The organism is Calditrichota bacterium (genome assembly GCA_013151735.1).
Lineage (GTDB): Bacteria > Zhuqueibacterota > JdFR-76 > JdFR-76 > BMS3Abin05 > BMS3Abin05.
Genome location: JAADHR010000188.1, coordinates 1 through 26,253 on the forward strand (window position 1 = coordinate 1; position 26,253 = coordinate 26,253).

Annotated in this window: 23 protein-coding genes; 2 read left to right on the forward strand and 21 right to left on the reverse strand. The window is 47.9% G+C overall.

Translation table 11 applies throughout. From position 1 onward, the window contains the following. On the reverse strand, positions 1-868 hold an 868-nt coding region (locus GXO76_13185; GenBank protein ID NOY78810.1), incomplete at its 3' end, for a TIM barrel protein. A gap of 306 nt (positions 869-1,174) precedes the next feature. Here GXO76_13185 and cydD point away from each other — a divergent pair. Then, the gene (gene cydD / locus GXO76_13190; protein ID NOY78811.1) at positions 1,175-2,905 is read left to right on the forward strand and encodes a thiol reductant ABC exporter subunit CydD; all 1,731 of its coding nucleotides are present in this window, start codon (positions 1,175-1,177) and stop codon (positions 2,903-2,905) included. Next, complete coding sequence (gene cydC, locus GXO76_13195) at positions 2,905-4,650, forward strand: thiol reductant ABC exporter subunit CydC (protein ID NOY78812.1); 1,746 nt, start codon at positions 2,905-2,907, stop codon at positions 4,648-4,650. Before cydD ends, cydC begins: the two co-directional genes overlap by 1 nt. 38 nt (positions 4,651-4,688) lie before the next feature. Here the strand turns inward: cydC and GXO76_13200 are convergent, their stop codons facing one another. From GXO76_13200 to hpnC, 20 genes are all read right to left on the reverse strand, one after another. Beyond that, positions 4,689-5,831, reverse strand: coding sequence for a hypothetical protein (locus GXO76_13200; protein ID NOY78813.1), 1,143 nt, complete (start codon positions 5,829-5,831; stop codon positions 4,689-4,691). Positions 5,832-5,870: 39 nt separating this feature from the next. After that, on the reverse strand, positions 5,871-7,022 hold the full coding sequence (locus tag GXO76_13205) for a hypothetical protein (GenBank protein ID NOY78814.1): 1,152 nt from the start codon (positions 7,020-7,022) through the stop codon (positions 5,871-5,873). A 269-nt stretch (positions 7,023-7,291) separates the two neighbouring features. Then, positions 7,292-8,146 carry a succinate dehydrogenase iron-sulfur subunit gene (locus tag GXO76_13210; GenBank protein ID NOY78815.1) on the reverse strand — a complete coding sequence of 285 codons (855 nt, stop codon included), beginning with the start codon at positions 8,144-8,146 and terminating at the stop codon, positions 7,292-7,294. 12 nt (positions 8,147-8,158) lie between these two features. Further along, on the reverse strand, positions 8,159-8,533 hold the full coding sequence (locus GXO76_13215) for a hypothetical protein (GenBank protein NOY78816.1): 375 nt from the start codon (positions 8,531-8,533) through the stop codon (positions 8,159-8,161). A gap of 13 nt (positions 8,534-8,546) precedes the next feature. Continuing rightward, on the reverse strand, positions 8,547-8,996 hold the full coding sequence (locus tag GXO76_13220; GenBank protein NOY78817.1) for a succinate dehydrogenase: 450 nt from the start codon (positions 8,994-8,996) through the stop codon (positions 8,547-8,549). 11 nt (positions 8,997-9,007) lie between these two features. Further along, the gene (locus GXO76_13225; protein ID NOY78818.1) at positions 9,008-10,726 is read right to left on the reverse strand and encodes a succinate dehydrogenase/fumarate reductase flavoprotein subunit; all 1,719 of its coding nucleotides are present in this window, start codon (positions 10,724-10,726) and stop codon (positions 9,008-9,010) included. A 133-nt stretch (positions 10,727-10,859) separates the two neighbouring features. Continuing rightward, the gene (locus GXO76_13230) at positions 10,860-11,417 is read right to left on the reverse strand and encodes a Fe-S-containing hydro-lyase (GenBank protein ID NOY78819.1); all 558 of its coding nucleotides are present in this window, start codon (positions 11,415-11,417) and stop codon (positions 10,860-10,862) included. A gap of 22 nt (positions 11,418-11,439) precedes the next feature. Then, positions 11,440-12,282: a fumarate hydratase gene (locus GXO76_13235; protein NOY78820.1), complete on the reverse strand. Its 843-nt coding sequence runs from the start codon at positions 12,280-12,282 to the stop codon at positions 11,440-11,442. 145 nt (positions 12,283-12,427) lie between these two features. Continuing rightward, positions 12,428-13,351, reverse strand: a complete 924-nt coding sequence (gene mdh / locus GXO76_13240; GenBank protein ID NOY78821.1) for a malate dehydrogenase — start codon at positions 13,349-13,351, stop codon at positions 12,428-12,430. A gap of 266 nt (positions 13,352-13,617) precedes the next feature. Beyond that, positions 13,618-13,869: a 50S ribosomal protein L27 gene (gene rpmA / locus GXO76_13245; protein ID NOY78822.1), complete on the reverse strand. Its 252-nt coding sequence runs from the start codon at positions 13,867-13,869 to the stop codon at positions 13,618-13,620. 19 nt (positions 13,870-13,888) lie between these two features. Further along, positions 13,889-14,200 carry a 50S ribosomal protein L21 gene (gene rplU / locus GXO76_13250; protein NOY78823.1) on the reverse strand — a complete coding sequence of 104 codons (312 nt, stop codon included), beginning with the start codon at positions 14,198-14,200 and terminating at the stop codon, positions 13,889-13,891. 317 nt (positions 14,201-14,517) lie between these two features. Further along, positions 14,518-16,074 carry an Rne/Rng family ribonuclease gene (locus GXO76_13255; GenBank protein NOY78824.1) on the reverse strand — a complete coding sequence of 519 codons (1,557 nt, stop codon included), beginning with the start codon at positions 16,072-16,074 and terminating at the stop codon, positions 14,518-14,520. 130 nt (positions 16,075-16,204) lie between these two features. Beyond that, complete coding sequence (locus GXO76_13260; protein NOY78825.1) at positions 16,205-18,847, reverse strand: TIGR03960 family B12-binding radical SAM protein; 2,643 nt, start codon at positions 18,845-18,847, stop codon at positions 16,205-16,207. A gap of 256 nt (positions 18,848-19,103) precedes the next feature. Beyond that, positions 19,104-19,613, reverse strand: coding sequence for a ferritin (locus GXO76_13265; protein ID NOY78826.1), 510 nt, complete (start codon positions 19,611-19,613; stop codon positions 19,104-19,106). A 348-nt stretch (positions 19,614-19,961) separates the two neighbouring features. Continuing rightward, complete coding sequence (locus GXO76_13270) at positions 19,962-21,332, reverse strand: NAD(P)(+) transhydrogenase (Re/Si-specific) subunit beta (GenBank protein ID NOY78827.1); 1,371 nt, start codon at positions 21,330-21,332, stop codon at positions 19,962-19,964. A gap of 78 nt (positions 21,333-21,410) precedes the next feature. Next, entirely contained in the window at positions 21,411-21,707 is a 297-nt protein-coding gene (locus GXO76_13275) for an NAD(P) transhydrogenase subunit alpha (protein NOY78828.1), read from the reverse strand. After that, entirely contained in the window at positions 21,707-22,867 is a 1,161-nt protein-coding gene (locus GXO76_13280) for a Re/Si-specific NAD(P)(+) transhydrogenase subunit alpha (GenBank protein NOY78829.1), read from the reverse strand. The genes GXO76_13275 and GXO76_13280 overlap by 1 nt, the downstream gene beginning before the upstream one ends. A 264-nt stretch (positions 22,868-23,131) precedes the next feature. Then, entirely contained in the window at positions 23,132-24,460 is a 1,329-nt protein-coding gene (locus GXO76_13285; protein NOY78830.1) for an FAD-dependent oxidoreductase, read from the reverse strand. Continuing rightward, a complete protein-coding gene (gene hpnD / locus GXO76_13290) occupies positions 24,460-25,362 on the reverse strand; it encodes a presqualene diphosphate synthase HpnD (protein NOY78831.1) in 903 nt (300 codons plus the stop codon). The genes GXO76_13285 and hpnD overlap by 1 nt, the downstream gene beginning before the upstream one ends. Then, positions 25,346-26,236, reverse strand: coding sequence for a squalene synthase HpnC (gene hpnC / locus GXO76_13295; GenBank protein NOY78832.1), 891 nt, complete (start codon positions 26,234-26,236; stop codon positions 25,346-25,348). The genes hpnD and hpnC overlap by 17 nt, the downstream gene beginning before the upstream one ends. Positions 26,237-26,253: the final 17 nt, after the last annotated feature.

Below are 26,253 nucleotides of genomic sequence, written 5' to 3' on the forward strand. Positions count from 1 at the left end.
AACGGGTGTTGAAGTGAAATCCGGCTTTCATGCCGTCGTGAATCAAGTAAGCTACAATCTGCTCGATATTTTTCCCGTGCGGATGGTGTCCCAAATCCACTAAGACCCCCACATTCTTTCCAAGGTGCTTCGCCAGAAGATACGCCGTTCCCCAATCCGAAATGGTTGTGCTGTACGTTCCCGGTTCAAAAACCTTGTACTCGATCAAAATGGTCACATCCGAATCGATCTTCGAATGCGCTTTTTTTAGACTGTCCTGAAGATTCGCCAGGGCTTTTCGTAACTGAATTTGGCCGGGATACAGCGACCCGTCCGGGAACCAGAGTGTCAGCAATTGAGTTCCCAAATCCTTTGCAATTTTTCCGCCGAGAATGGTCTGCTCAACGTAGCGCTCTCGAACCTGAGGGTCATCCGAAGACAGGCTTCCCCGGTACGATCCTTTTAAAAAATAGGTGGGACTCACAGATCCAATATGCAGCCCCCGTTCTTCGGCGGCACGCGCCACCCGCTCGGCCAGCTTGTAATTACCGGTTACGCCATCTTCCGAAAAATCCCAGAGAATGTGCGTAGCGATGGTGGGCGTCGCTCCGGTGAGTCGGTTTACAAAAGAGGCATCCTCCAATTTCTGATCAATCGTTTGGGCGGCTCCCGGGGGCATGTAGTCCCCAAACCGGCCTCCGCCAAAGGGACCAAAAATCCAACTGGGCACTTCCACCCTGAAACTTTGAACCGCCTGAATGGCTTGGGCCACCCGGTCTTTTCCAAATTCAGACTCCAGCGCCTGAAGTCCGGCAGAAATTTGTTTTTCAGTCATCATAAATCGGCCTTTAATTGATGTTTGAATGGCAGCAAAATAACGATATTTCAAAAGGAATGTTGTTTTTCGAAAGCTTCTTTAATATGAAAAACTATCCTGAAAAATGCAAGCGGAAAACGATTTTTAAAAAAATTTTTTACACTTTCCTCACAAATAAATTGCGAAGATTTTTCACGTTTCAGGATATCCAGGCCACCGGCAGCGAATTAACAAATTCCGTTATCCAAGATACCCAAACAGCCACTTCTCGTCAAAATGTCAGATTTCTTGTTGCAACTCACCGTCAGAAATTCTACATTAAAATGTTTGATTTTGAAAATAGGGTTAATCTGCTTATTCTAACGATTGACTAATTAAATGAATTTAGACAAGCGGCTTCTCAATCTTCTGAAAAACGTCCGTATTCTCATGGCACTGGCGGTTATCTTTGGTGTGGCTGCCGGTGTGTTTACCATCGGGCAGGCGGCCGCTCTCAGCCGAACAATTTCCAGGGCATTTCTGCAGAAAATGCCCCTGCGGGATTTGGCATCATTCATTTATCTTTTCGGACTTTTCAGCCTGCTCCGGGCGGCTGCCATCTGGCTTCAGGAAATGACGGCCGGGAAAGTGGCCCGTCATGTGAAAGATTCGGTGCGCAGCGCCCTCATCCGAAAACTTCTTCAATTGGGTCCTGTGCGGATGAAATCCGAACGGAGTGGCGAAATCAGCAATACCCTGCTTTCCGGTGTGGATGCCCTGGACGCCTACTTCAGTCAGTATCTGCCGCAGCTTTTTTTATCCACGTTAATTCCTGTCACCATTTTGTTTTTTGTCTTTCCCAACGACCTGTTAACCGGCTTTGTGTTCCTCCTGACGGCTCCTCTGATTCCACTTTTCATGATTCTCATCGGGAATATTGCACAGGCACTGACCCAAAAACAGTGGAAAACCCTCAGCCGGTTAAGCGCTCATTTTCTGGATGTTTTGCAGGGATTGACCACACTCAAAATTTTGGGGCGAAGCCAAGAGCAAATCAAAATGATTGCAGACATCAGCAATGATTTTCGGGTGCACACCATGACTGTTTTGCGGGTGGCCTTTTTGTCCGCTCTGGTACTGGAACTGGTTTCCACCATCAGTACGGCGGTCGTCGCGGTGGAAATTGGACTTCGGTTGCTGTACGCCAAAATGGCCTTTGAAAACGCCCTGTTCATTTTGATTCTGGCACCGGAATTCTATTTGCCCATGCGGTTGTTGGGAACCCGATTTCATGCCGGAATGGAGGGAACGGCCGCGGCCCGGCGCATTTTCCAAATTCTGGAAACCTCCGCTCCGGAACCCCTGAGTACACCTGCCCGCGTACCCGATTTAAAACAGGCAGTCCTTAAATTTGAATCCGTCAGTTTTTCGTACGATTCAGGCAGCCGGCCCGCATTACAGGAGGTTTCGTTTACTTTAGAACCCGGAAAGCGGACGGCGCTGGTGGGACCCAGCGGTTCCGGGAAAACCACCATCACCCATCTTCTTCTGCGATTTCTTAAACCCGAATCCGGAAGACTTCTGGCAAACGATCAGCCGATCAGCCATTTCAATCCGGACGATTGGCGCCGACAAATTGCCTGGGTTCCGCAAAATCCACACCTGTTTTACGGAACCCTTGCCGAAAACATCCGCATGGGACAGCCGGAGGCATCCCTTACTCAAATTGAACAGGCAGCCAAACAAGCCGAAATGGATGATTTTATCCGGGCCCTGCCCCGGGGTTACGACACTCTCATCGGTGAAAAGGGCGCCCGGCTCAGTGGCGGACAGGCCCAACGCCTGGCTCTGGCGCGCGCCTTTTTAAAAAATGCCCCTTTTGTTATTCTGGATGAACCCACATCCAACCTCGATCCGGAAGTGGAGGCAAAAATTCAATCGGCCATGCAAACGCTAATGCAAGGCCGACGGGTTTTGTTGATCGCACACCGGCTGAGTACAAGCCGTTCAGCAGACCGCATTCTGGTTATTTTTAAAGGCCGAATTTTGGAAGCGGGTACCCACGAATCGCTTTTGCAGCAAAACGGCCTGTACAAAAAATTGGTTACGGCTTACGAGGGGGTGGCGTGATGAAATCCTTTTTCAGGCTTATGAAATTGGCTGCTCCCTACAAATGGTGGATGGCTCTGGCCTCATTTCTGGGATTTCTGACCATTGGCAGCAGCATCGGCCTGATGATGACCTCCGCGTACATCATTTCCAGGGCGGCCCTGCATCCGTCTATTGCCGTATTGCAGGTGGCCATTGTGGGTGTACGCTTTTTCGGGATTTCCCGGGGCATCTTCCGCTATCTGGAACGGTATGTTTCGCACGAAGTCACCTTTCGGCTTCTGGCCAAATTTCGCGTGTGGTTTTACCGATCGATTGAACCCCTGGCTCCGGCACGACTCCTTCACTACCGCAGTGGGGATTTGCTGACCCGCGTGGTTTCCGACATCGAAAATCTGGAACACATGTACGTCCGCGTCATTGCTCCTCCGTTTGTGGCCGCTCTCGTTTTGCTTCTGATGTGGGTCTTGCTGGGCAGTTTTAGCGTCGCTTTTGCATGGGTTCTCACACTTGCGTTTTTCGCGGCCGGTTTGGGAATTCCAGCGGTGACCTGGCTGCTGAGCCGCCCAATCGGGCGCCAATGGGCTTCCCTGCAATCCCGGGTAAATACCGCCACTATCGACGGTGTGCAGGGAATGGCCGATCTGGTGGCTTTTGGCCAGGCGGAAAACCATTTTAAAACACTTGAAAAACAGTACCAAACCTACACGAAGCTCCAGCACAAAATGGCGATTATCACCGGCCTTCACGATTCCCTGATGAATTTATTTTTGGATGCGACGGTTATTGCTATGCTGCTGGTTGCCATACCACAAGTCACGCATTCTTTCCTCGACGGGGTTTATCTGGCCGTCCTGGTGATGGGCGTGATGGCCGCCTTCGAATCCCTTTTTCCCCTGCCAACCGCCCTTCAGTTTTTGGAACAAAGCCTCCAGTCGGCCGGACGCTTGTTTGAAATGACCGATGCTCAGCCGGCCGTGCGCGATGTGGAAAAACCGGCACCGCTTCCCCGCACATTCTCGCTGACCGTCCAAAATCTCAGCTTTGCCTATCCCGGTTCAAAGGAGCCGGTGCTGAAACATCTTTCATTTGAGGTACCGGAAAATCACGTCATTGCCATTGTGGGACCCAGCGGGGCGGGCAAATCCACACTTGTTCACCTACTCCTAAGATTCTACGATTATTCGGAAGGGCATATTTGGGCGGGCTCGCAAGAGCTTCGAGCCCTAAACCAGGAAGAGTGGAGGCGCCAGGTGAGTGTGGTTTCGCAGAACACCCATTTATTCAACGGGACGATTGCCGAAAATTTACGCATGGCCAAACCGGATGCCCGTGACGTAGAATTGGCAGATGCAGCCAAACAAGCCGATATTCACGCGTTTATTCAAAATCTGCCGCAGGGGTACGACACCTGGATCGGGGAACAGGGGCTCCAATTAAGCGGCGGTGAGCGTCAGCGCCTGGCTCTGGCCCGGGCCATTCTCAAAGACAGTCCGATTCTCATTCTGGATGAGCCAACAACCAACCTGGATGCCATTACAGAAGAAAAAATACTCCACACACTCTGGAAAATCACCCGAACGCGAACCACATTGCTGATTACACATCGGTTGGCAGGACTGGAGAATGTACACCGAATCTACGTTTTGCGCAATGGAAAAATCGTTGAAGAAGGAACCCACTCCGGGCTGCTGGCATCCGACGGCAATTACGCCAAAATGTGGCGCCTGCAGCACGAATGGATAAAAAAGTCCCCGGCACTTTAAACGTACCGGGGACCCAAACCGTGGATTTGTAACCCGGACTAAAGACCCAGCGTGGCCCCCAGTGTCATTCGAACATCCACATCCGTAGTCTTGGCCATGGTATAATCATAGCCATTCCAGAGCTCGCTGTTGTAGGTGGATCCCCCCAGTTCCAGGCTGGCGTCAAGCGAAAGATTTCCAAATGCCAGACCCGTTCCCAGCGTCAGCATGGTACCGGTAATCTTGTTTCCCTCATCATCCTTCCAGGGCTTGGGATCGGTGTAGAGCCCGGCTCTGAGAGGAATCGCCAATCCACCGAGGCTGATCACAAATTCCCCACCCAGATGAATGGAATTGGCATCTTCAAAACCGCTGCTCACATCTTTTTCTCGGTCAGATGAAAAAGTGGCCTTCGACCACGGTCTGGCCTGATAGTCAACTGCCAGCATTAAATTGTCGAATGGGCGAAACACGGCACCAACCGAGAAAAACATGGGAATTTTAAGGTCGGTTTCGCTGTCATTCTTTTTAATTTTCAATGTGTACGGCAGCTTAAAATTTGCGCCAATCGAAAAATGATTAAAATGGGCAAGTGTCCCGATTTCGATGGACGCACCGGAATAATCTGTTTTCCCGCTGTTAGAGGATGTTTGACCGTTGCTCTCCCAGGAGCTTTCGTCGCTTCCGGTTAAAATATTGAACGTACCGCCAATCGAAAAATTAGGAATAAACTGCATCGCCACACTGGGAGAAATGCCCCAAACCCCGCCTTTTTCTTTATAGGTTGCTTTGTCTCCGGTTTCGGTGGATGTGTAGGTTGTTGTGTTGTTAAAATCAAACACATTCCGATAGGCCCCCCCTACTACCATGTTGCTGGTTCCCATGGAAAGCGGAAGCACAAAACTGGCAAAATTCAAATTAAAATCAGACGCGCGGTCAATTGTGAAGGTGGCTCCCTCGGTTGTTTCGCTGCCGGCGCTCACTCGGCCGATTACAGAGACTTCCGGCGCCATGAGTTGCGTGAGCCCCGCGGCATTCCAGGAAATGGCGGTTGCATCATCCGCAACACCGGTGAAGGCATATCCCATAGCCGATGCGCGGGCTCCGCTTCCGGTTGGATTTAAGCGGCTTTGCGCATGTGCAGAATAAGCAATCAGTGTAAAAAATGAAATAACTGTCATTATTCCGATTAATTTTCGCATGCGTTCTCCTTTATTTTTGGTTAGGTGATTTTCCAGTGTTTATTTTGTTAAGAATTTGTCGCCTACACTTATGACGCCCCCCGTGGTCGAAATCGGTTTGGCCACACTGTATTTTTCAAATGAATCGTTGACCAAAACCTCTCCGATAATATTGGTTTCGCGTCCCAAGACTTCCCCGGTTATCGGATGGCGAATTTCCTTGCCTTCCCTGTAAATAATGCATTTCATTCCGGGCCTCAGGCCGCTGTTTAATCCCTTATCCAGCATGATTTTCTGCCCGTTAACCTGAATGACAAACCCGTCTACCAGAGGCAAATCTTCCACAATGGCATTGGCCACGTTTTCCACGGTGTTTTTGACACTTTGCATATCCGAACTGCCGGAGTACCCGTCCCGGGCGGTAATGATCCGCGCCGATTCCGTATCAATGACGCGGGCGTCAATACTGACCGAGCCGTTCTGCGTCAGAACCACGCTTCCCATAACGATGGCATCCACCCCAATTCCTTTACCGATTTTGGCGGCGGTGGCGGCATCCAGAATTCCCGACATGCCCAGTTTTTGTTCTTCCAGAATCCTGTTAAGCTGGGCCCGCTCCATGACCTTAAATCGATTCTTGTTCACCAAAACGGTGGTCATTTTGTCCAGGACAATTTCTCCCAGGTCTTTGCTGGCCCCCTTATTTTCGAACGGAAGAACCGCTATTCCCATTCGCTCACCCACCAATTTGATGGTCTTATTCCCGACAATCAACTGTTCCCCCTTCTTTTTTGCCGCAGAAGACGGCTGAGAGGCGGGTTTCCGGGTCTGGGCAACCTGAGGAGAGGTTTTCTCCCCTCCAAGAGCCCTGTTTACCAGGTCCAAATATTTTGTTGCCCGAAGGGAAGGCGCCTGTCCAATGGATGTTCGCAATTGCTGCCGGGCCAACTTGTATTTTTTCAAATAATAATAGGCCACGCCGAGTTCCCGGTGAGGAAAATATTCTTCAAAATGCATTCCGTAGGTTCTCACCCGTTTGGAATCTTTCCCGTGGCCCCGTATGGCAATCAGGAAATGACCGGCCGCTTTTTGATACCGCCCGGAGGCCAGCGCCCGACGCCCAAGTTGATACTGTTTATACCAGAGAGATTGTCCCTGTGCCTGTGCAGCAATTATCCCAAAAATTAAAAAAACAAAAAGGAGCCGCTTCATAAAACTCTTCCTCCTTAAATTGGCGAACGGATTTGAATTGTGACGATTTGCATGGGTTCCCTGTTCAGGAACCGTCTGTTTGCGATAAAACGAAACAAACTTAGAAAGAAGATCCCAACCATTTGAAGGCAAAATACTTTCAGACAAAAAGATTTGTATATTATAATAGGCCAAAAATTGGAAATTGTCAAGAAAATAATAGTCCTAAAAGGAAAAAGAGGTGGCACAATCGCCACCTCTTTTGATTAGTGTATAAGGAAAACAGATCATCATTTGACTGTTTTTTCGGGAGGATAGGGCACGCTTTCGAGGCGCTTCACATTCACAGGTTGTTTGGCAATAGGCGCCGGTTCGCGTTTTTTCCCGAATTTGCGAGCCGTAATTTCCCGCTTTAACAACTGAATGGCAAACGCCGGATCCACACCTTTGGGACAGGCATCGGAACAGGCACCGGCAAAGTGACACCGCCAGGCGCCGTGTGTTTTATCCACAGAATCAATCCGTTCCATGAACCCATCGTCCCGCGTATCAATGGTGTAACGATAGGCTTGCGTTAAGGCCTGTGGTCCCGGAAACTCTTCATCTGTGGCCACCACCGGGCATGCCGCCATACAGGCTCCGCATTTGATACAGTAGGAGAATTGCAGATATTCCTCCAATTCATCAGGCGTCTGGTACAATTCGCCTTTGGGATTCTTCTGATCTTCCTTGTCCTTCCGAATAATGTACGGCTTCACCGCTTCATGATTCTGAATCAGCGGGGTTAAATCCGGTACAATATCCCGAAGAATCGGATAATTTGCCAGAGGTTTTATCACCACCTCGTCGGATTGTAATTCAGCAATAACCTGGGTTTGGCAGGCCAGCCGGGGCTTGCCATTGATATCCATTGCGCAGGAGCCACAGATACCCATTCGGCAGGATGCGCGGTACGAAACCGTACTATCCATATTCTCCTTGATATGCATCACGGCATCCAAAACCGTCCAGCCTTTTACCACGGGAACGGTGAAGGTGTCGAAATGCGGCTCTGTATTTACATCGGGATCGTAACGAAAGATTTTAAACACAATATCTTTCGTTTCAGCAAAGTTTGTTTTATAGCTTTCATTTGTTTCACTCATTCGTCAGTCCTCCTAAGCGTTCGCCATGGTGTAGCCAATAATAATTGCATAGGTACCATATACGGCCAGGCCGAAACCAAACAGGAAAATAACCCAGTTGACCACAGCTTGAGCTGTTTTTGACATGGAAATTTCCAGAATCATCGAACGCAATCCATAAAATCCATGGTACAATGCAAACCACATGAGTAATAAGTAAATGATCAGATAAGCAATCGTCTTGGCTCGGGCAAGCACATCCGCATAAGAGAGCACGTCACCGGCTGACATAATGCCAATCGCCTGCATGATCTTATCCAGATGCATGACACCAATATGGATGCCAAGAACAAAGATAATAACAATGCCCGCTATGAGATGCCAAAACCACAACGTCGATTCACGCATTTGAACCTCCTTATTAATGCATCAGAAAAAAGTCATATCCGCCAACCAGCATCAGGATGGCAGCTAAAATCATCATACTCCACGTTAAGACCCGAATACGCATATTTGCGGTTGTATACGGGTAGATGGGACGTTTGGGTTTTCCCAGAACCAAGCCAAACTCGGCCAGAATTAGCCGAATGCCGTTCAGACCGTGGAATGCAATGGCGGCAAAAACAAGGTATTCGCCAATGTGAAACCAGGTTCCGCTCACACTGCTCATCGCCGCATTCCAGGCCTCCTTACCATGAATTTTTTGTCCCGTCACAAAAATATGAATAATAAAATAGAGTAGAATTCCCAGGCCGGCCAGCCGGTGAAGCACAAAAATATAGCGCTCGGCACCGTATTTACCGCCGTAGAACCAACCGCCGATTCCAAGCCGATTGGGGCGAGTCTTTTTTTCCTGGACCACAGTTTTCATAGTTTAACCTCCTAATACTTGCGTTCAACAGGTTTCCAGGTTGTAATGGCCACGGGCGAATAGTCAAACGTCGGACCATCTGGCGTATATTTGGCAATTGTATGTTTGAGCCACTTGTCGTCATCTCTCTTTGGAAAATCCAGACGTGCATGGCCTCCGCGGGATTCTTCACGCCGCAGGCCACCTTCAATCAAAACTTCGGCCACGTCAATCATGAATCCCAACTCGAGAGCAAAAACCAGATCGGTGTTGTAGGCTTTGCTCTTATCTCGGACTGTAATATTCTTATAGCGCTCCTTCACCTGGCGAATCCGTTCCAGACCTTCCTTCATTTTTTCACCCGTTCGATACACAGGCATGTGTTTGTCAATGATGTCGCGAACCTCCGCGCGTAATCCGTAAACGGATTCTTTGCCATCCCGTTTCAAAAGATCATTAAAAATGCGATCCTTTTCTTTCCGAACCGCATCATCGGGTAATTTGGGAAAATCTTTTCCATCAATGTATTTTATGGCTTCATTTCCGGTGATATTGCCGTAAACCAGACATTCGGCCGTGGAATTGGTTCCCAGCCGATTGGCCCCGTGGAGGCTTTCACAACCAGCCTCACCTGCAGCCCAAACACCCTCAACGCCTGAAGCTTTGCCATCGATGTTGGTATCAATTCCACCCATCAAATAATGCCAAACGGGTCGAATGGGGATGGGCTGTTTTACCGGATCAACCCCCACAAATTTCATGGCCAATTCCCGGATAAAACCCAGTCGCTCATTGATCTTGTCGGCACCCAGATGAGTGAGGTCCAGATGAACATAATCCAATCCCCGGGGGCCCGGAAAACCCCGCCCCTCGTTGATCTCGGTAATGATGGAACGAGAAACAATATCCCGCGGCGCCAATTCCATCCGGCTGGCGGCATAGCGTTCCATAAACCGTTCGCCCTTATTGTTTCGCAAATACCCGCCTTCCCCCCGGCAAGCTTCCGTCATTAAGATTCCCGTTGGAATCAAGCCGGTCGGATGAAATTGCACAAATTCCATATCCTTTAATGGAATGCCCGCCCGATAGGCCATGGCGATCCCGTCGCCGGTTACCGTGTGGGAATAGGTTGTGAATCCGGAGACCCGGCCAATCCCACCGGAAGCAATAATCAGGGCTTTGCCCCGGAAGGTGTGAAATTCTCCGTTCGCCATATCGATGGCCGTCAATCCTTTGAAAACGCCATCTTCAATTATAATAGACGTAACAAACCACTCATCGTACCGGGTTGTATTGTTGTACTGCAGCAGGGTATCGTACAGGGTTTGCATTTCAAAAAAACCTGTTTTGTCTGCTGCAAATACGGCCCTCGGATACCCGTGTCCGCCAAATGCATGCTGATCAATTCTTCCGTCGGGCTTCCGACTCCAGGGAATTCCCCAGCGATCCAGACGGCGAATTTCGTCGGGCATCATTTTTACAAACCGATAGACCACATCCTGGTCGGCCAAAAAATCACTGCCTTTAATCGTATCCCAGGCGTGGAGATCAAAACTATCCCCTTCTTCCGGGCGTAAAACAGCCGCTGTTCCTCCCTCAGCGGCCACGGAGTGAGAACGCATGAGTTGAACCTTGGAAATAATTCCCACATCCACCTTGCCCTCTGTTTGAACGGCAATTTCCACTGCTGCTCTCAATCCGGCTATCCCAGAACCCAGGATTAACACATCGTGAGTAAACATTTCAGACATTTGATACCTCCATTTTGGGAGAACACCAATACATGAACCATAGGACTAAGAAATCATTTTTTATTCGATATTTTGCTCTCGGATCCACCGCTTTTAAATACGATGAGTCACCTCCCCCATTTTTTGCGGCTCATCAGGAAGCAACGCGGTACTTTTCAACCCCCTCTTTGTAGATATTTCCCCCATAGCAATCCTGAGCAACAATGACCGGTAAATTTTCCACCTCGAGCCTGCGGATCGCTTCAGCACCCAGATCTTCGTAAGCTACAATCTCTGCATGTTTTACACATTTGGCCAGCAGGGCGGCCGCTCCGCCGGTGGCGGCAAAATAGACGGCACAATGTTTTTTCATGGCCTCTACGACGCCCTCCCCCATTTCACCCTTTCCGATCATCCCCTTTAGGCCCTGTTCAATCAGGTAGGGTGCGTAGGGATTCATCCGATAGCTGGTGGTTGGACCCGCTGAACCAATCGGTTTTCCCGGGGGAGCGGGAGCCGGTCCAACATAGTAAATAATTTGTCCCTTTACGTCGATGGGCAATTCCTTTCCCTCATTAAGCAAATCGACTAAGCGCTTGTGAGCAGCATCACGGGCGGTGTAAATGGTTCCTGAAATGTAGACCGTGTCGCCCACACGCAGAGTTTTGACAACATCATCCGTCAGGGGAGTTACTATTTTTTTCTCGCTCATAGTGGTCACCGTCCCTTTCTGATTAAATCACAACGCTTTTATGACGTGCTGCATGACACTGAATATTTACGGCAATCGGTAAACTGGCAATGTGGCAGGGATGATATTCAATAAAAACACCCAGTGCGGTTACACGGCCGCCCAGGCCCATCGGGCCAATTCCCAATTTATTGATTTCACGCAGCAATTCTTTTTCCATCTCCGCATAATAGGGATCGGGATTAAATTGTCCAAGTTCCCGCAGAAGAGCTTTTTTGGCAATCAAAGCCGCTATTTCAAATGTGCCGCCAATTCCCACCCCCACAATAATGGGGGGACAAGGATTGCCTCCGGAGCGGCGGACCCGGTCGATAACAAAATTTTTCACACCTTCCGGACCATCAGCCGGTTTCAGCATTCGGACCTCAGACATATTTTCACTTCCACCCCCTTTTGGTGCTACGGTGATACTGACTTTGTCGCCGGGAACCAGTCTTAGATGAACCACGGCCGGTGTATTATCGCCGGTATTGACTCTGCGCAAAGGATCTTTAACGATAGATTTTCTTAAATAGCCTTCTGTATACCCTTGCCGCACGCCCTCATTAACGGCTTCTGTCAGGTCACCGCCAATCAGATGCACCTCCTGACCCAAATCGATAAAAACAACCGTAAAACCCGTATCCTGGCAGATGGCCATCTTTTCAGTCCGGGCAATTTCCTGATTCTCAACAATCTGGTTGAGAACACTTTTTCCCACAGGAGATTCTTCTTTTTTCAGAGCCTCTTTCAGCGCGTTTACCTGATCATCGCCCAAAAAATAATTGGCTTCCATACTTAAGCGCTTTACAGCCTGTGTAATCTCTCCGACGTCTAATTCACGCATTGTTCTATCCCGCCTTTCGATCATTGAAAGATACACATTTTCTGTGTAGATATCCTGAATTATCAACGGAAATTCCCTGCCAATGACAGGGAATTTCCACAATTTTTATCTTTTTAAAACGTCTGAATATGGGCTTGCAGAATCTTTACAAGGGCAGCTTATCGATATTCTCTTTTACATGGTCTGCAGAAACCTTCAGTGCGGCCAATTCTTCTTCGGTCAGCGGCAATTCGATAATTTCCACAATGCCTTTTCGTCCCAATTTCACGGGAACGCCGACAAACGTGTCCTGAATGCCAAATTGTCCGGTTAGCCAGGCTGAGCAAGGAAGAATACGATTGCTGTCTTTGGCAATGGCTTCAACCATTTGCGCAACGGCTGCGCCCGGAGCATAATACGCACTTCCTGTTTTGAGATAAGCAACAATTTCGCCGCCCCCGCCGCGTGTCCGCTTGATGATGGCATCCAATTTATCTTTTGGAATGAAGTGGCTGACAGGAATACCTGAAATGGTGGTAAAATGAGGAAGGGGAACCATATTGTCACCGTGACCGCCCAGAACCATGGCCTGAATATCTTTTACGGAAACATTGGCTTCCAAAGCAATAAAGGAGCGATAGCGTGCCGTGTCAAGAATACCCGCCATTCCAATGACGCGATGCGATTCAAAACCACTGACCTTCATGGCCGTGTAGGCCATCACATCCAATGGATTTGAAACAACAATGATGATCGTATTGGGAGAATTCTTAACGACCTCTTCCGTAACCGATTTAACAATATTAAAATTGGTCATCAATAAATCATCGCGGCTCATTCCGGGTTTTCTGGGTACTCCTGCTGTAATAACCACCACATCAGAGTCCTTTGTATCCTTGTAGTCGTTGGTCCCGATTAAACGCGAATCAAAACCCCGAATGGGAGCCGACTCCCAAAGGTCCAAACTTTTTCCTTGTGGAACACCCTCAATAATATCAATCAAAACAACTTCTTTGGCAATTTCCAGCTCGGCAACATTTCTGGCTACAGTAGCACCAACGTGCCCTGCGCCTACGACACTTATTTTCATTTTTGCCTCCTGATCTTAAATGGGTTTCTTTATTATTGCCTTGTAATTTTGAAATACCACAAATAAAATGCCCTTCACTGGGCGTTCTTAAAATACACACAAAGAGAACCAAACTAAGGAAGACGGTATGGATTCTCACATTCTTTCAAAAAATCATTCCCCCAAATAGGTGCTTTTTGGAGAGAGACAAACCATTTATTATCAAAGACGTTGTGAGATATACTACGGGTCATAAAAAAAGAGAAGATAAAAATCTTCTCTTTTTTTTATGGAACAATGCTGACATATTTTCGATTGTTCTTCCGTGTTTCAAATTTCACCACACCGTCCGCTGTGGCAAAGAGGGTATCATCTTTTCCCCTTCCAACGTTTTCACCGGGATGAAAATGTGTTCCACGCTGGCGAACAATAATACTTCCGGCTGAAACGCGCTGGCCGGAAAAACGTTTCACACCCAGGCGCTGTGCATTGCTGTCACGGCCGTTCCGGGAACTGCCTACCCCTTTTTTATGGGCCATCTTCCAAACACCTCCTTTTTTATAGGGCTATTTTTTCAATTTTTATTTCTGTAAAAAGCTGACGATGCCCGTTCTTCTTATTGTAGTTTTTTCTCGGAATCTTCTTAAAAACAATGATTTTCTTTTCGCGGCCATTTTTGACAACGGTTGCTTCCACGGACGCACCGTCCAAAACCGGTTTCCCTATCTTCGTTTCTTTTTCATCTGCCACTAAAAGAACGCGGTTAAAGGTAACCTTTTCTCCTTCATCCTTGCCAAGAAAGGGGACTTTTACCCGGGCATCTTCCTGTATTTTTACTTGTTTTCCTGCGATATCCACAACTGCATACATAAATTATGAACCTCCTTGCCATCTTTCTCATTTTATTGTAAATTAGTCACTTCAAAATATAAGAAACAGAATAGATTTTGTCAAGCCTTTATTGGGAAAATGGTCATTCCATCAAAAAATTGCACGACCTCACCGGCCAACCCAATGAAATGGGATCATGAATGATAACGCTGATAAATGTTCCTTGCAAAACTCCCGGCCAGCGCCATCCTTATTCGGCCCACCGAGCTCGTAAATTGTGCCCATTATTCTGGAATTCCGGTCATTTTTACGGACTTTCGAGCCGCCAATTAATCCCTTTGCCGGACTTATACCGCCTACTGACTCTGATTCTGGTTTTTTCCAATCAGTTCATCGGTAATATCTTCACCGGTCTTTTTTGAAATGATCCGAAATTGTCCGTAATGAAGCCCCTCGCTGCTTTCAACATCAATTGTAATCATGTATTTCAACATAAGTTTTCGGGATCGGTTCCACAAACCATTCACCAAATATTTTTTCATTTCGGGGTTGACGACCAAAGAAATTCTTCGCTCCTTGCGCTGGACCCGAAGCCGCCGAATGGCTTGCTCGATTTTTGCCGTTACCGTGGGGCTGGAAGGCACATACCCGACGCCGTCGCATACGGGACAGGGTTCCAGAAAATCGTAGAGCAGGCTGGGGCGGACGCGCTCCCGGGTCATCTCGATCAGGCCAAATTCACTCAACGGAGCCACGCTTGTTTTCGAGCGGTGTTTTCGAAGTTCCTTTTTCAGCTCGGTGTAGACCTTCATCTTGTTGCGCTCATCGTGCATATCAATGAAGTCAATCACGATAATCCCCCCCAGATCGCGCAGCCGCAATTGGTGGGCAATTTCCTTTACGGCCTCCAGATTGATTTTCAGGGAGCTGTCTTCATGTTCGCCACGGCTGACATATTTTCCGCTGTTTACATCGATGGCCACCAGAGCTTCCGTCTGGTCAACTACAATGTACCCGCCGCTTTTGAGCCAGACCTTTCGCGACAGGCTTTTGTCAATTTCCTTTTCAATATTAAACTCGTCAAAAATAGGTTTCATTCCTTTGTAAAGCTCTACCCGCGGCATCAGGTGAGGAGCCACATCTTTCAGATATCGGATCACCTCTCGATAAAGCTTGCGGGAATCGACAACCACCCGATTTACATCCTGTGTAAACAAATCGCGAATGACGGAGGACACCATGCCCATCTCTTTATAAACCAGAGTGGGTGCTTTTTCCTTTTTGGCCTTTTTCTCGATTTTCTCCCAGGTCCGCAAAAGATTGTCTAAATCCGCTTTCAGAACAGCCTCGTCTTTTTCGGCGGCAGCGGTTCGAATAATCAAACCAAAACCCTCCGGGCGGATTTTGTAGGCAATTCTTTTCAGCCGTTTTCTTTCCCGAAAGTTTTCGATTTTTCGGGACACCCCCACATGATCATAACCGGGAACCAGCACCATAAACCGGCCGGGAATGGATACTTCAGATGTAACCCGCGCCCCTTTTGTGCTGATCGGTTCTTTCGCTATCTGAACCAGAATTTCCTGGCCGGTAACCAGGGGAACCCCCTTGCGGGCCTTCTCCTTTTCCATTGCCTTCCAATAGGCCTCGTCGTCGTCGTCCGAGAGAATGGGCCCGTAACTGTCGAAAAATTCCCCAATATCTGAAAAACGCAAAAACGCATTCTGATCGTGACCGATGTCCACAAATGCCGCCCCCATTCCCTTGATCACATTCTCCACAACCCCCTTGTAAATATCGCCTACCATTCGTTCCTGTTCGGGACGTTCGACAAAAAGCTCCACAAGCTGACCGTCTTCCAGAATAGCAACCCGTGTTCCTGCAATTGTCGTATTAATAATAATTTCTTTCTGCATATTACACTCGTTTTCCCTCTAAGTAGTGACCGATCACCACGAAAAATGGTGACCGCTCATGTTATAAATTCTGGTTTAAAAGCGTCTCTCTTCACAATCCTTTTTCCAAAGAACCACTGCCCAAATGCGCTCACACCTCCATCGGAGTCAATCGTTCTCCATTCCGAACGGCCCAGACACCCGTCCGCAGAACGGTCGATTCCAAAAATAACTCGGGCTGATCCGGAAACAGGACGGAAAAAATCTCCTGCAATTTTACGGTTTGCCCGCTGACAAACTTTGTTTGAATCAGGAGCGTGCGCTCCTTCGCCCGGTATTCCAGAGCCGTTACAAGCGGCCGGATATCGAGGGTTTTCTTCTTTCCCTTGCGAATCCGAACGATGGAGATAGCAGACCGCTCCAAAAATGCCTTTATATCGGGCTCCGCTCCTGCCGGATCTTCCGGCAATTGCACACGATAGGCAGCATCCGTCAAAATAGATGAAATAGGCTCTGTCTTTCCGGAAAGCTTTCGGATTGCTGTAAAAGCAAGTCCTTCGGGCAAAATGGCATTCAGCCGTTCCGGCAAATCCCTGAAATCTTCACCGTACAATTGAACGTCCAGATATTCGGCCAGACTTTCGAAACCCAGCGAAAGCGGCGGACCGGGCGAAATTTTAGGGTGAGGCGAAAATCCCTGCGAAAATACCAGCGGTACCTTCAAGCGGCGAAAGGCGCGCTGTATGACAGTCATCAAATCCAGGTGCCCCAAAAACCGAACCAGTCCCAATTTTTGATAGGCCAGGCGATACCAATGCGGATCGTCAGCGGGCGCATCCCAAGCTGTCTGGATCGCATCAAACGATTCTTCCGCGGGGATCCTATCCTTCCAATGGTAGATGGGATGGCGTGTACGGGCAATAAGAATTTCCTCGGAAGTAGATGCCTTCTCTTTTGTCCCCCGTTTCAAAACTTCCCGGCAGCCGGGGAGATTCATTAATCCACAAAGATTGCAAAGGGCGTATTTGCAATCGGCCGTAATAGCTCCTGAAAAAGCCCGGTCATACTCCTGCTGCAAATATTTCCGGCTAATCCCCCGGGTAATGTGATCCCAAGGAAGCGCCTCATCGGGATTTCGTTCCCGCGTGTAGTGCTGCGGATCGATACCTGTTTCCTGAAATGCTTTTTGCCAGGCTTCCCACTTAAACTGATCCGTCCAGGCATCAAAGGTAGCGCCGTTTTTCCAGGCCTGGTAAATGACCCTTCCGAGTCTGCGGTCGCCTCTGGACAGCACGTCTTCCAACAATGAAACGCGGGGATTTCGGTAACTGACGCGCACATTTCGTCTGGGAAGATTCTGTTTCAGATACCGGATTTTTTCCTCGAACTCCTCGACGGAGTTCTGGGCCACCCACTGGAATGGCGTATGCGGCTTTGGCGAAAATGGCGAAATTGAGATCCGAACGCCTGCGGAACCGAAACGCTTTCCGATTTTCAAGATTTTGTTTGTCAGATCCACAATTCCATCCAGGTCGGCTGTTGTTTCCGTGGGAAGTCCGATCATAAAATAGAGCTTCACCATCCGCCAGCCCTGTTGGAAAGCCGTTTCGACGGCCCTGAGAATGTCCTCTTCAAGCATAAATTTATTGATAACACGGCGCAGGCGATCCGTTCCTGCCTCCGGCGCAAGGGTCAGACCGCTCTTTTTTTCGGCACTCAGGGATTGTAAAAGCTCCGGCGTGATCGTTTCCGGGCGCAAGGAGGGCAGCGACAGGGAAACGTGCCTCCTGGCCAGTTCCTTTTTCAGCGTGAACCAGAGTGCCCCCAGGTCCGAATAATCAGAGGTGGAAAGCGAAACAAGCGACACCTCGTCGTAACCGGTTGCATCCAGGGCTTTTTGAATGGCGTTCACAATTTCCGGATAGGGCCGCTCCCGTGTGGGACGGTAGATGTACCCCGCATTGCAGAACCGACATCCCCGGGTACATCCTCGCATAACTTCTACCGTAAGTCGGTCATGCGTGGTTCGAATAAGAGGAACCACCGGTTTTTCGGGGTAATGGCTGGCACGGAGTTGCGGAAGAATTTGGGCGTGAATTTTTTTTGGGATTTTCTTTAGAACAGGCATCAGTGCCTTAAACACCCCCTTTTCATCATAAAAATCTTTATAAAATCGTGGTACGTAAATCCCTTGAATATCCGCCCATCGTCTTAGAATATCCTCCCGTTTTTCCCGAGACCGCTTAGCCTCCCTGTACACGTCCACCAGCTCGACCGCTACTTCTTCCCCATCCCCGATTACAAAGGCATCCACAAAATCCGCAAGGGGTTCGGGATTATACACGCAGGGTCCGCCTGCAATTATGAGCGGGTCAGAATCTTTCCTTTCCCCGGAAAACACAGGGATGCCGGCCAGATCCAGCGCATTAACCAGATTGGTTGCATGAAGCTCATATTGCATCGTAAAAGCGATGATGTCAAAAGAACAAAGTGTTGATTTCGATTCCTGCGAAAAGAGGGGAATCCCTTCTTTTCTTAAAAATAGCTCAAAATCGGGCCATGGCGAAAAGGCGCGCTCCGCCCAGACTGAGGGCATTTGATTCAAAATGTGGTATAAAATCTGGAAACCTTCGTAGGACATTCCCAATTCGTAGACGTCGGGAAAAACAAGCCCCACACGTACATCAACAGCATTTTCATCCTTCATTACGCTGTTGAATTCATGTCCAATATACCGACCCGGGCGGTCCACCCGTTTGAGAACACCCTCGAGTCTTCTAAAATCAGTTGTCATTAAACCAAGAGTCGTTTCCCCGATCTAAAAGGGAATTTATCATTCATTTATTTTTTACAACTTTCGAATATTCAATTCATTAAATAATCTAATACAATAATTCAAAAAATTCAAGAAGAAGTTTCTTATGTGGCAAAGGAAGACAAAATCCGCGGCGCCTCCAATTAAAACCCTAACACAGTCCGGTCAGAATCTTTCATGGATTCAGACCTATAAGCGCCGGAATCCTCCTCATTTGACATGAGAAATCCTATTTTTACTCGGCAGCCGGAGGGGTAAACACCCGGGTTCCCAGTTCCCGGTCCATCATAAAGAGACCATGCCCGGAATCGCCCAATCGTTCCAGATCCTGAACAATTTTGGAAGCCGTCGCTTCTTCTTCCACCTGTTCGTTTATAAACCATTGCAGTAATACCACAGCCGGATAATCATTTTCTTCCTGGGCAATTTTGTAAAGCTGATTGATTTTTCCGGTAATAAACTGTTCGTGCTTATAGGCCGCCCTAAAAATATCCAGCGGAGTTTCCCAATTTTTCCGGGGCTTGGATAGGTCTTTAAGATCAACCTGGCCATCCCGTTCGTGGATAAAGTCGAAGAATTTTGCGGCGTGTGCTAATTCTTCCTGGGTCTGAATTTTCATCCAGTTGGCCATTCCGTCAAATCCGGTTTCATGCAAATGAGCCGCCATGGCATAGTACAAATAGGCCGATTCCAGTTCTAATTTAATTTGCTCGTTAATTGCTTCCTGCACTTTTTTATCAATCATGTGAACCTCCTGTAAAATTTTTAAAGTTTGATTACATCCCCTGACAAACTCACTCCGACTTTCAATGTTGTGCTATTTTGGGGAGCAAAAGGGTTGAATTGATCAGAATCATTCTTATTTTTAATATACAGAAATTACCTGACACCCGCAAGATTTTTTATTCCAGATCAAGAAATTTATCTGGCGCAGTCGAGGATAACATCTTTTTCGATCAGACTCAGGCATCCTTAAAGTAATTTTTGAATTCGGATTCGGCTTTTCAGACACACACCTCTTCCCCTTCATAAAAAAAGCCACGTCCTCAATGAGTCACGTGGCTTTTTGAAAACTAATAAGGGGTGTTTTTTGCTATTCCTTCATCACTTGAACGAGCTCGGTAACCATCTTTTTGGCGTCACCAAAAAGCATCATGGTCTTTTCCTCGTAAAACAGCGGGTTGTCCTCCCCGGCGAATCCCGGAGACAGGCTTCGTTTGATAATCATAACGGTTTGCGCCTGGTCCACATTCAGAATGGGCATCCCGTACAGAGGGCTATCCTTTTTATAACGCGCCACAGGGTTGATCACATCATTGGCTCCAATCACGAGCGCCACATCCGTGTTCTGAAAATCGTCGTTGATTTCCTCCATCTCCACCAAAAGCTCGTAAGGAACATTGGCTTCCGCCAGAAGCACGTTCATGTGTCCCGGCATGCGGCCGGCGACCGGGTGAATGGCGAAACGCACTTTTTTACCGCGATCGATCAGAATTTGGGCCAGTTCCGCAAGAACGTGCTGCGCCTGAGCCACAGCCAAACCGTAACCGGGAACAATGATAACAGACTGGGCACGATCCAGAATAACGGCGCCATCTTCGGCTGTATAGCGGGTCACCGTTTTTTGTTCACCGCCCACTGCGCCGCCGCCTCCCTCGCTGCCAACAGCCGCAAATAAAACATTGGTCAACGAACGGTTCATGGCTTTACACATGAGGTCTGATAAGATGATTCCGGAAGCCCCTACCAGAGCACCGGCAACAATTAGTACATTATTCTGAAGGGCAAACCCGGTAAAAGCCGCTGCCAACCCTGAATACGAGTTGAGGAGTGAAATAATAACGGGCATATCCGCTCCGCCAATCGGAATAACACCCAGGACACCCAAAAAGGCGGATAGGATCACAATGGCCAGGAGCAACCCCCACAGACTCCAGTTCAGCATGATAAAAACAGACAAGACAATAATGGCGATTAAAATCAGAGCATTGACCACCTGCTGCATTTTGTAAACAATGGGGGCACCCCGCATAATGCCCTGTAATTTTGCATAGGCAATAAGACTGCCAAAAAAGGTTATCGTCCCTACAAACAAACTCAGAATCAATGCAATGGCAATATCGATTCGGGGCTCTCCGGCCATTCTGGAGTATTCGGAAAACGCCACTAATGCGGAGGCCCCGCCTCCAAATCCATTAAACATGGCCACCATCTGAGGCATCTGGGTCATTTTTACGACTTTCGCCCAGTAAAGCCCGATGGCCGTTCCCACAACTAAACCGATAATAATATATGTAAAATCAATAATTTGTTTATCAAATAGCGTCATGATAATGGCAAGCAACATGCCCACTAAAGCTAACTGGTTTCCTCGGCGGGCTGTTTTAGGTGAGCTGAGCAGCTTCAATCCAAGAATAAAAAATACAGCAGCCAACAGGTAGACCAGATTAGTTATCGTTTCCATAGTTAAGTTCCCTTATTTATTCTCAAGTTAACGTTCCATAATTATCGAACGAGTACACCTGAACCATTTCGAGGAAGACTATTTCTTTTTCTTCTTATCCTGCTTAAACATCTCAAGCATCCGGTCGGTTACCTTGAATCCGCCGACCACATTGATGGTAGCAAAAATAACCGCCAATGTACCCAAACCGGTGCTAAGTGCCGTCATACCCGCTCCGGCACTGATGAGTGAACCCACCAGGGTAATACCCGAAATCGCATTGGAACCGGACATGAGGGGAGTGTGCAAAAGCGGCGGAACCTTCGTAATCACCTCAAATCCCACAAAAATGGCTAACACAAAAATAGTCAGCGATGTGACAAGTGATGCGCCCATTATTTCTTACCTCCGGATTCTAATAAATTCTTAACAAAATCGTTGACAATTTCACCATTAAACGTGATGCAGGCTCCCTTGGTAATTTCATCCTCAAAATTAAGGCCTGCCTCAGGATCCTTGTAAAGATGCTGGAACAAATTGGTCACATTCTTCGAATACATCTGGCTGGCATGAATGGGAACCGTAGCCGGTAAATTGACGGCTCCGTAGATAAACACATTGTGTTTTTCCACCATTTTTCCGGGCTCGGTCAACGCACAATTTCCACCCTGTTCGGCAGCCAGATCAACGATCACAGAACCTGCCGGTAATTTTTTCACCATTTCTTCCGTAATCAGCAGGGGAGCTTTCTTGCCAAATATTTGCGCCGTTGTAATGACGGCGTCCACCCTGGGAAATCTCTGGCCAATAACCTCCTGCTCTCTCTTTAAAAATTCTTCCGGCTGTTCCTTGGCATAGCCGTCTTTCGTTTCAACATCTTCCAAAACCTCCATTTGGACAAATTGGGCTCCCAGACTTTCGACCTGCTCCCGAACGGCCGGCCGGGGATCAAATGCCTCCACTTTAGCACCTAATCTTTTGGCCGTCGCAATGGCCTGAAGACCCGCCACCCCTACGCCCAAAACCAGAATCGTGGCCGGGGGAATGGTCCCTGCAGCGGTCATCATCAGTGGAAACATCTTTCCCAATTGGTTGGCCGCAATTAAGACCGACTTGTAGCCCGCAATTGTGGCCATCGAACTTAAGGCGTCCATGTTCTGGGCCCGGGAAATCCGCGGTACAAACTCCATCGCAAACGCCGTGATTTTGCGCGCGGCCAGTTTCCGAATGGCCTCCTGATTGTATACCGGGGATAGAAACCCAATAAAAGCCGCTCCTTCTTTTAACATTTCCGCTTCATGTTTTCCCGTCACCGGATGCTCCTTCGGCGGTTGAATCTTGAACAACAAATCGACCGACTGGTAGAGCTCTTCCGGATCCTTTACAATGACAGCACCTGCTGACGTATAATCTTCATCCGAAAAAAACGCTCCTTCTCCCGCCCCCGCCTGTACAAAAACCTCATGCTGATTTTTCGTCAATACGGAAATCATGGAAGGGATAACGGCGACCCGCGTCTCACCCTTCACTATTTCCTTTGGAATTCCGACTTTCAATGTTACCTCCTTTTGATCACATGGGGTTCACTTTTGTTGGTTCATGCGCTTTTATTTTTAGGTAAATCATGCAAACAAATCCTAAAAAACTTAAATCTTTTCTCAATAAAAGTCAAGTCTTTTTTTTAACATAAATTTACTTATAACTCCGTTAATTTTCAATGACTATAGCATATCTATAGCAATTGATATAGATTCTCTTTACTATCTTACGTCCTGATTATTGTGACCACTAAAAAAACAGAGGTGTTTTTTTACGGAAAATTAATCCTTGCTGGCAATGATTTCTGCCGCCCGCTCGCCACTCAAAACCGCACTTTCAATCGTATCCGGAAGACCGGTTCTTGTCCACCCGCCTGCCAAAACCATATTTTCAATCGGCGTTTTCGGATACGGCCGCATGGCATCCAGTCCGGGGTAACACAAGGCAGTGGCCCGGTTCTCTTTCACGACCACAACGTGCAGAATGGCATCCGGGTTAAAATCGGGGCGCAATTTCCTGAAATCGTCCGTAATTTTCGATATCAGTTCTTCTTTGCTTAAACGGATTTCCTTCTCCGCACCGCTAATGGTTACGCTAAACCCGTAGCCTTCCCACGAGATGTCCCTCTGGATGGCATTCATGTTGAAAATCCACTGACTGGTTCCTCCCACAAACGCCAGAAATTTCTCCGAAAAAAGGGGTTCCTTCAGGTAAAAATAAACACTCACAATCGGGGTAAACAGGATTTCTTTTGGAAGAATACGACTCAATATGGGCCGGGGAAGCCATTTCTTCAGACCGTCGGGCGGAACGGCAAGGACGAGATGGTCAAACTCGCGGAAAGAGGTATTTTTTAGCCGCAATGCGACCGCCCGGTCATTCCTCAGGCGGATCCCCACAATCGGCTCGTATGTGTAAATCCGAACCCCCTTATTTTTCAAATAGGTCTCAGCGGGCGCTCCAAAGGTATCTTCAAAACGGGCCGTCACAAATCCAAGCCGTGAATTCTGCTGCTCAGACAAAAAAGCACGCTTCAATACGCGAAAAAACGGTAAAAAACTGACGACCTTAGGGGAAGCGTTCAGAGTTGCCAGACACAAAATCTCCCAAAAATAGCGGATTGACGCCTGCGTCTGTTTGTTCCGGGTTAACCACTCAAAAACCGTAACAGAATCCAAATCGGGTGTTTCTTTTAATTGTTGCAGCTTTAGGAAAGCGGCTGCAATTCGGAGCTTATCCTTTGGGGACAGCCATTTAAACCGGAATAATCCTGCAGCAAGGTGGAGTTTTCCCCACATTGGAAACGACCGCAGGGTGGCCCGTCCGAATTGGGGACTAAACATAACGGTCTTTAAAAAGGGTTGGAAGTCAATATGGGAAGCGGAACCGATGGTTTTCAGGAATCGCCGGGTTGAGTGGTAGGCACCAATGAGCAGGTGGGGTCCGTTGTCGATGGTCCAGCCCGTTTGAGGATGTTGAAAGGAAAACAGGCGCCCGCCGAGAAAGGGTCGTTTTTCGAACAGGGTAACGGCATCCCCTTTTGCCTGAAGGTGAACAGCTGCAGAGAGACCGGCCAGTCCCCCGCCGACAATGGCCACCCGTTTTGCCACTATTTTCGACCCAGTTTAATCTTAAACCAGGTTTTCAGAGCAATTCCAATCTTTTGGAGCTTGGAAATGCGGGGGTCGGTTCGAAACACATCAAAACCGGCCTTGGCCATTTCCTGCAAAATCCGGAAATAAATATTTTTCATGATTTCGGCTGTGGCAAGCAAACTACGATCCTCCGGAGGAATCAATTCCGCAGCCCGTTCGTAGAAATAAACAGCCCGCGCGGCTTCGTATTCCATCAACCGAATAAATGAAGGCAGATACTGGCCGTCAAACAAATCCTTTTCCGAAACCTTAAACCGCTCCAGGTCTTCTTTCGGAAGATAAATTCGCCCCCTTTGTGCATCTTCCTTTACATCGCGCATAATGTTGGTGAGTTGAAGAGCAATGCCCAGGTTTTTGGCATATTCGCGGGTGCGTTCATTTTTGTAGCCAAAAATTTCAATTGAAATGAGTCCTACAATCGAGGCTGCCCGGTACGCGTACTGGTAAAGATCATCGAAGGTTTCGTACCGGGTAATAGACAAGTCCATTTCCATTCCGTCGATGAGTTCATCAAAATAGGATTTTGGAATGCTGAACTTTTTGACCACATCCTGCAAGGCGACCAAAATGGGGTGGTAAACCTCCCCATGGTAACAGTGATTCAAAGAACGCCGCCATTTCTTAAAAAGCTCCCGTCGGTTTGTAATGCGGTCGTCGTCGGCCAGATCGTCGCTGTAACGACAAAAGGCATAAACCGCATAAATAGCCAGGCGTTTTTCCTGTGGCAGGAAGAGAAAGGCGTAATAAAAATTCTTAGCGTGATTTTTGGTCAGGTTCTTGCAGTATGCGTACGCATCTTTTAAAGAGATTTTCCGCCTGGTTCGAAATTCCGCCAGCAGATCAGGATTTACAGCCATTTTTCCCTCGCTTCACACGCCACCATTCCCTTAAAAATAGGCGTCCTTGTTCTTTTTTGGAAAGAGCCGGGCGTTTATTCAGTACATCATAATTCTGTTTTTCAATTTTATTCAGAATAGCTTCGCCTCCGGCCATAAAAAGACAAATATCCAGCAAAATATCTTTCTGTAAAAGATGGACTAATTTCTTGCCTTTTTCAAATATTTTTCGCGTTCGATCGACTTCAAACTGCACCAATGTACGAAAATTCTCAGAAAAATGTTTTAGAAAAATATCCTTTTCCGAAACACCGAATCTCTCAAGGTCCTCAAGGGGGATGTAAATCCTATTTTTGGCTGCATCGCGACTCACATCCTGCCAGAAATTGGTTAATTGCAGCGCTGTACAAATGGCATCCGAATAGGGCAAAAGCGACGGGTCATTGTAGCCAAAAATGTACAGAAATAATTCACCAATGGGATTGGCCGAATTTCGGCAATAGGCCAGAACCTCGTCAAACGTGTCATACCGATTTTTAACCCGGTCCTGTTTGAATGCGGCCAGCAACCGCTGAAAGGTCTCAATGGGAATGTTAAACTCACGTATGGTTCGGGAAAGCGCCGCAAAAACAGGCGTCCGGACATGTCCATTGTAGCAGGCTTCTAACTGATGTTCATAGGCTTCAAGAGCCTCAAGGCTTTCGTCCGTGTCCGTAATTTCATCTGCCAGATCATCCCCAATGCGTGCAAACGCATAAATATTGTAAATGTGCTGCCGTTTTTCCTTTGGAAGAAAAATTGACCCGACAATAAAATTTTCGTAGTGGGTCACCGCAAGGTCTCGCGTAAAGGCTTCCGCCTCCGCAAGCGATGAATTCAACTGATTTCCAAAAATAGGGGCCTTTTTAAAAA

Excerpts from the sequence above, each read along its gene's own strand:
- GXO76_13220 (NOY78817.1), bottom strand. The coding sequence starts at position 8,996 with ATGAAAACTGTGGTCCAGGAAAAAAAGACTCGCCCCAATCGGCTTGGA.
- cydD (NOY78811.1), top strand. The coding sequence starts at position 1,175 with ATGAATTTAGACAAGCGGCTTCTCAATCTTCTGAAAAACGTCCGTATT.
- GXO76_13260 (NOY78825.1), bottom strand. The coding sequence starts at position 18,847 with ATGACAACTGATTTTAGAAGACTCGAGGGTGTTCTCAAACGGGTGGAC.
- GXO76_13235 (NOY78820.1), bottom strand. The coding sequence starts at position 12,282 with ATGCGTGAATTAGACGTCGGAGAGATTACACAGGCTGTAAAGCGCTTA.
- hpnD (NOY78831.1), bottom strand. The coding sequence starts at position 25,362 with ATGGCTGTAAATCCTGATCTGCTGGCGGAATTTCGAACCAGGCGGAAA.
- GXO76_13210 (NOY78815.1), bottom strand. The coding sequence starts at position 8,146 with ATGAGTGAAACAAATGAAAGCTATAAAACAAACTTTGCTGAAACGAAA.
- cydC (NOY78812.1), top strand. The coding sequence starts at position 2,905 with ATGAAATCCTTTTTCAGGCTTATGAAATTGGCTGCTCCCTACAAATGG.
- GXO76_13275 (NOY78828.1), bottom strand. The coding sequence starts at position 21,707 with ATGGGCGCATCACTTGTCACATCGCTGACTATTTTTGTGTTAGCCATT.
- rplU (NOY78823.1), bottom strand. The coding sequence starts at position 14,200 with ATGTATGCAGTTGTGGATATCGCAGGAAAACAAGTAAAAATACAGGAA.
- GXO76_13230 (NOY78819.1), bottom strand. The coding sequence starts at position 11,417 with ATGAGCGAGAAAAAAATAGTAACTCCCCTGACGGATGATGTTGTCAAA.
- GXO76_13225 (NOY78818.1), bottom strand. The coding sequence starts at position 10,726 with ATGTCTGAAATGTTTACTCACGATGTGTTAATCCTGGGTTCTGGGATA.
- GXO76_13270 (NOY78827.1), bottom strand. The coding sequence starts at position 21,332 with ATGGAAACGATAACTAATCTGGTCTACCTGTTGGCTGCTGTATTTTTT.
- GXO76_13255 (NOY78824.1), bottom strand. The coding sequence starts at position 16,074 with ATGCAGAAAGAAATTATTATTAATACGACAATTGCAGGAACACGGGTT.
- mdh (NOY78821.1), bottom strand. The coding sequence starts at position 13,351 with ATGAAAATAAGTGTCGTAGGCGCAGGGCACGTTGGTGCTACTGTAGCC.
- GXO76_13265 (NOY78826.1), bottom strand. The coding sequence starts at position 19,613 with ATGATTGATAAAAAAGTGCAGGAAGCAATTAACGAGCAAATTAAATTA.
- GXO76_13200 (NOY78813.1), bottom strand. The coding sequence starts at position 5,831 with ATGCGAAAATTAATCGGAATAATGACAGTTATTTCATTTTTTACACTG.
- GXO76_13215 (NOY78816.1), bottom strand. The coding sequence starts at position 8,533 with ATGCGTGAATCGACGTTGTGGTTTTGGCATCTCATAGCGGGCATTGTT.
- GXO76_13205 (NOY78814.1), bottom strand. The coding sequence starts at position 7,022 with ATGAAGCGGCTCCTTTTTGTTTTTTTAATTTTTGGGATAATTGCTGCA.
- rpmA (NOY78822.1), bottom strand. The coding sequence starts at position 13,869 with ATGGCCCATAAAAAAGGGGTAGGCAGTTCCCGGAACGGCCGTGACAGC.